We start from the raw sequence: 4,651 nt of genomic DNA on the forward strand, positions 1-4,651 counted from the left end.
GACGCTCCCCGTGCGCTCGCGGATCAGGCCGCGCGCCAGGGTCGACTTGCCGGCGCCCAGCACGCCCTTCAGGCAGACCGCTTCGCCGGCGGCCAGGGTGCGGGCCACCGCCGCGCCCAGCCGCGCGGTGGCGGCCTCGTCAGCCAGGCGGAAATCCCCCTCGGCCGGGAGGATCATGCGCGGCTCCGGTCCGGATGCGGTCATGACCGCGAACATGCGCCGCCGGCCGCGGCGCGGGCAACCCCTACCGCCGCCGCCGGGGTCGGCCTAGAAGGTCGGTTTCCTCCGTTGGTTCGAGACCTTGCCATGCGTGACATCACTCATTTCGTGAACGGCGCCGCCGTCGCCGGCCGTTCGGGACGGTTTAGCGATGTGTTCGATCCCAATACCGGCGAGGTCCAGGCCCGCGTGGCGCTGGCCGACGCCGGCGAGGTGGACGCGGCGGTGCGAGCGGCGGCGATGGCGCAGATCGGCTGGGCGGCGACCAATCCCCAGCGCCGGGCGCGGGTGATGTTCGAGTTCAAGCGCCTGGTCGAGGCGCGCATGGACGAGTTGGCCAACCTGCTGTCGTCCGAGCACGGCAAGGTGGTCGCCGATTCCCGCGGCGACCTCCAGCGCGGCCTGGAGGTGATCGAGTTCGCCTGCGGCATCCCGCACGCGCTGAAGGGCGAATACACCGAAGGCGCCGGGCCGGGCATCGACGTCTATTCCATGCGCCAGCCGCTGGGCGTGGTTGCCGGCATCACGCCATTCAATTTCCCGGCGATGATCCCGATGTGGATGTTCGGCGTGGCGATCGCGGTCGGCAACAGCTTCATCCTCAAGCCCTCGGAGAAGGACCCGAGCGTGCCGGTGCGGCTGGGCGAACTCTTCCTGGAGGCCGGCGGCCCGGCCGGCGTGCTGAACGTGGTGCATGGCGACAAGGCGGCGGTCGACGCCATCCTGGCCCATCCGGACATCAAGGCGGTCAGCTTCGTCGGCTCCTCCGACATCGCGCACCATGTCTATACGACCGGCACGGCGAGCGGCAAACGCGTCCAGGCCATGGGCGGGGCGAAGAACCACGCCATCGTCATGCCCGACGCCGACCTGGACCAGACCGTGGGCGACATCATGGGCGCGGCCTACGGCTCGGCCGGCGAACGCTGCATGGCCCTGCCGGTCGCGGTGCCGGTGGGGGTCAAGACCGCCGAGGCGCTGCGCGAACGGCTGCTGGGCCAGATCGAGACGCTGAAGGTCGGGGTCTCCTCCGACGCCGCCGCCCAGTACGGGCCGGTGGTCACCGCCGCGCACCGCCGGAAGATCAGCGACTACATCCAGCTGGGCGTCGACGAGGGCGCCGAACTGGTCGTCGACGGCCGCGACTTCCATCTGCAGGGCTTCGAGGCCGGCTTCTTCATCGGCCCGAACCTGTTCGACCACGTGAAGCCGGACATGCGCACCTACCAGGAAGAAATCTTCGGCCCGGTGCTGCAGCTGGTCCGCGCCGAGAGCTTCGAGGAGGCTGTCGCCCTGCCGTCGAAGCACCAGTACGGCAACGGGGTCGCCATCTTCACCCGCAACGGCCGCGCCGCGCGCGAGTTCGCGGCCAGGGTCGAGGTCGGCATGGTCGGCATCAACGTGCCGATCCCGGTGCCGGTGGCCTATCACAGCTTCGGCGGCTGGAAGCGCTCGGCCTTCGGCGACGCCAACCAGCACGGCATGGAAGGCGTGCGCTTCTTCACCAAGGTCAAGACCGTCACCGCCCGCTGGCCGGAGGGGATGAGCGAGGACTCGGCCTTTGTGATCCCGACCATGCAATAGTGCGCCAGGGCAGGGGGGAAGGCCGATGAAGCGACTGCGGCTCTGGGCGATGCTGATCGGCTGCATCGCCATCGTCTTCGCGGGCCTCTATCTCTGGTGGGACATCGACGTCCGCTGGCGGCCGCACCTGATCAAGAGCCACCAGGCCGACATCGCCAAGCTGCTGGCCGGCGCCGGCTGGGTCTCGCCGGGCCTGAGCGGGCCGAAGCTCTATGTCATCGCCACGCGCGACTGCCCGGCGTGCGACGCCTACGAACAGAGCGAGTTCGCGCGCCTGCAAAAGGCCGGCGTCGATACGAGGGTGATCATGATCGCCCCGCCGGACGTCAATGGCGCGGCCAGGTCCACGCCGGCCGAGCGTTCGACCGTCGCCGAACTCTGGGTCAACCGCAGCTGGGGGCTGTTCCAGACCTGGACCTCCGCCCCGATCGACGCCTGGACCGCGCCTCACATCGCGCCCGCCGACGGCGACGTCGCCCGCACCGCCGTCATCGCCGCCGGCCGCGACCTGGTCGACAGCCTGAAACCCCTGCTGGGCGCCAACGGCGTCAAGCCCGGCTACCCCACCCTGATCTGGTGGGCCAAGGACGGCACGCTGAACGCCTGCGTCTGCACCGCGCCGCAAACCTACCCGTACGTGCGCAGGGAATTGGGCGCGGACTGAGCTACTGCGTCCCTTCTCCCCTCGCGGGAGAAGGCGCCCCGCGAAGTCGGGGCGGATGAGGGGCCGCGCCGGCGGTTGGGAAGAGGCCGTCTGAATCCTGCGGAGAGCTCAGCGCGGCCCCTCATCCGACCGGTCCTTCGACCGGCCACCTTCTCCCGCGAGGGGAGAAGGGTCAGAAGCCGGCGTTTCTCGATTTCCATCTCTATCGCCACTCAACCGGATATGATGGCGGAGCCGAACTTTGAGAGCCCTTCGGCCGGAGACCCACCCCATGTTGCTGCAACTCTCCACCTGGCAGGAGACCGAGGCTTTTCTCGAACGCTCCAGGACCATCGTCATCCCGATCGGCTCCAACGAACAGCATGGTCCGACCGGCCTGCTCGGCACCGACTGGCTCTGTCCCGAGATCATCGCGCATGAGGCGCAGAAGACCGGCGACCTGCTGATCGGGCCCACCTTCAATGTCGGCATGGCCCAGCACCACCTGGGTTTTCCGGGCACCATTTCGCTCAGGCCCTCGACCTTCATCGCGGCAATAGGCGACTGGGTGCGCTCGCTGTCGCTGCATGGATTTGAGAAGATCTATTTCCTCAACGGCCACGGCGGCAATGTCGCCAGCATCGAGGCGGCGTTTTCCGAGATCTATGCCGAGGCCAGCTTCGCCCACCGGCCGGCCGGGTTTGCGCTGAAGCTGCGCAACTGGTGGGACCTGAGCGGCGTGACCAAGCTCGCCTACGGCCAGTTCCCCTCCGGCCACGGCAGCCACGCGACGCCGTCCGAGATCGCCGTCACCCAGTGGGCCTATCCGGACGCCATCAAGTCGGCCAACTACGCGCCGCAGATCGCCGCCTCCGGCCCCATCCGCGAGGCGCTCGACTTTCGCGCCCGCCATCCCGACGGCCGCATGGGCTCCGATCCGGGCCTGGCGACGCCGGAAAAGGGCGGCGAACTGGTGGCGCTGGCCGTGCAAGGCTTGATCGCCGAGGTGGCGGCCTTCGGCGCGGAAACGCCGCCGGCTTGACCGGCGCCGCCAGGTGGCGGCAAGCTCGACGCCTGAAACCTTTTGGGGAATCGCCATGAAACCCAGCCTTTTCGCCACGATCCTGTTCGCCAGCGCGCTCGGCGGGACCTGTCTTGCCCAGGGCGCCCCGGCCGCTTCGCCGAACGGCGCGGCCGCGCCGCCGGCTGGCCCAACGCCCGTCGCCGCCGTGACGCCGCTTAAGCACGGCTACGACCCGAACACCCAGATCTGCAAATGGACCGAGGAGATCGGCACGCGCCTGGGCCGAAGCAAGGTCTGCATGACCCGGGCGCAATGGGACCAGCAAAGCCGCGACGCCCAGGACGATCTCAATGACACCGTCCACCGCGGCGCCGAAGGCGCTCCGCCGGGAGGCTGAGCGGCGACTATCGCGCTGTCAGCACCTCGCTTCCGACGACGGCCACCGGCCAGGGCCACAGCGACCGGCCTTCGCAGGGGCCGGCCAGGCAGAGGCCGTCCCTGGGTCGGAACATCGCCCCGTGGGTCGAGCAGACGATCAGGTCGCCCTCGCGGGTCAGATAGCGGTCGGGCAGGGCGGCCAGCGGCGTTCCCGTATGCGGGCAGCGATCGATGAAGCCGGCGACCGCGCCGCCCTGGCGCAGCACGAAGCCCAGGAAGATCTGATCGCCGGCGCGGAAGAAGAAGCCCTTGGCGCCCGGGTCGGGAATGTCGGCCAGGGCGCAGAGCCGCGTATCGGGCGCCGGTTGGGCCGGATTCACGCGATGGCGCCCACGCTGACGCGCCAGGGCCGAATCTCGACCCGCTCGAACAGGTCGGCAAGGACATAGGGATCGGCGGCCGAAAAGGCCTCGACGGCGGCGCGGTCGGGCGCCTCGATCACGAACATCGAGCCGGCCATCCGGCCCTCGTCGTCCAGATAGGGGCCGGCGAGCCGCACCAGGTCGCGGTGGGCCGCGACATAGGCGAGGTGCGCCTCGCGCGCGGCCATCCGCCGCTCCAGGCTGTCCGGGCGGTCGATGCAGCTCAGCACGAAAAGGGCCATCGGGTCAGTCCTCCAGTTCGGAACGCAGGGGGCGGGAGAGCAGGCCGCCGATCGCTTCGTCGAGGTCGCGCTCGCCGGCCAGCACCGCCGCCACCGCCTCGCAGATGGGGGTCTCGACGCCAAGCCGGGCGGCCAGCGC

7 protein-coding genes and 1 pseudogene are annotated in these 4,651 nt (G+C 69.9%); 4 read left to right on the forward strand and 4 right to left on the reverse strand.

Annotated elements, in window-relative coordinates; all coding sequences use genetic code 11:
• Positions 1 to 216, reverse strand: a 216-nt coding sequence (locus VGL85_RS21865; protein WP_414695327.1) for a tRNA (adenosine(37)-N6)-threonylcarbamoyltransferase complex ATPase subunit type 1 TsaE, incomplete at its 3' end; no start/stop codon positions are given.
• A gap of 90 nt (positions 217 to 306) precedes the next feature.
• Between VGL85_RS21865 and VGL85_RS21870 the strand changes: the two genes are divergently transcribed.
• The 4 genes from VGL85_RS21870 (at position 307) to VGL85_RS21885 (ending at position 3,867) form a co-directional block, all read left to right on the forward strand.
• A complete protein-coding gene (locus VGL85_RS21870) occupies positions 307 to 1,803 on the forward strand; it encodes a CoA-acylating methylmalonate-semialdehyde dehydrogenase (protein ID WP_331591166.1) in 1,497 nt (498 codons plus the stop codon).
• A gap of 25 nt (positions 1,804 to 1,828) precedes the next feature.
• A complete protein-coding gene (locus VGL85_RS21875) occupies positions 1,829 to 2,467 on the forward strand; it encodes a hypothetical protein (RefSeq protein ID WP_331591167.1) in 639 nt (212 codons plus the stop codon).
• A gap of 271 nt (positions 2,468 to 2,738) precedes the next feature.
• On the forward strand, positions 2,739 to 3,488 hold the full coding sequence (locus VGL85_RS21880; protein WP_331591168.1) for a creatininase family protein: 750 nt from the start codon (positions 2,739 to 2,741) through the stop codon (positions 3,486 to 3,488).
• Positions 3,489 to 3,543: 55 nt separating this feature from the next.
• Positions 3,544 to 3,867, forward strand: a complete 324-nt coding sequence (locus VGL85_RS21885) for a hypothetical protein (RefSeq protein ID WP_331591169.1) — start codon at positions 3,544 to 3,546, stop codon at positions 3,865 to 3,867.
• A gap of 7 nt (positions 3,868 to 3,874) precedes the next feature.
• Here the strand turns inward: VGL85_RS21885 and VGL85_RS21890 are convergent, their stop codons facing one another.
• The 3 genes and pseudogenes from VGL85_RS21890 to VGL85_RS21900 form a co-directional block, all read right to left on the reverse strand.
• Positions 3,875 to 4,228: a Rieske (2Fe-2S) protein gene (locus tag VGL85_RS21890; protein WP_331591170.1), complete on the reverse strand. Its 354-nt coding sequence runs from the start codon at positions 4,226 to 4,228 to the stop codon at positions 3,875 to 3,877.
• Positions 4,225 to 4,512, reverse strand: a complete 288-nt coding sequence (locus VGL85_RS21895; RefSeq protein WP_331591171.1) for a YciI family protein — start codon at positions 4,510 to 4,512, stop codon at positions 4,225 to 4,227. The genes VGL85_RS21890 and VGL85_RS21895 overlap by 4 nt, the downstream gene beginning before the upstream one ends.
• 4 nt (positions 4,513 to 4,516) lie before the next feature.
• Positions 4,517 to 4,651: pseudogene (locus VGL85_RS21900) on the reverse strand (glycerol-3-phosphate dehydrogenase); the annotation flags it as partial.

It is taken from the genome of Phenylobacterium sp. (genome assembly GCF_036501465.1).
Taxonomy (GTDB): Bacteria; Pseudomonadota; Alphaproteobacteria; order Caulobacterales; family Caulobacteraceae; genus Phenylobacterium.

Coding starts and splice junctions, on each gene's coding strand:
- VGL85_RS21875 (WP_331591167.1), top strand. CDS start 1,829: ATGAAGCGACTGCGGCTCTGGGCGATGCTGATCGGCTGCATCGCCATC.
- VGL85_RS21885 (WP_331591169.1), top strand. CDS start 3,544: ATGAAACCCAGCCTTTTCGCCACGATCCTGTTCGCCAGCGCGCTCGGC.
- VGL85_RS21895 (WP_331591171.1), bottom strand. CDS start 4,512: ATGGCCCTTTTCGTGCTGAGCTGCATCGACCGCCCGGACAGCCTGGAG.
- VGL85_RS21870 (WP_331591166.1), top strand. CDS start 307: ATGCGTGACATCACTCATTTCGTGAACGGCGCCGCCGTCGCCGGCCGT.
- VGL85_RS21880 (WP_331591168.1), top strand. CDS start 2,739: ATGTTGCTGCAACTCTCCACCTGGCAGGAGACCGAGGCTTTTCTCGAA.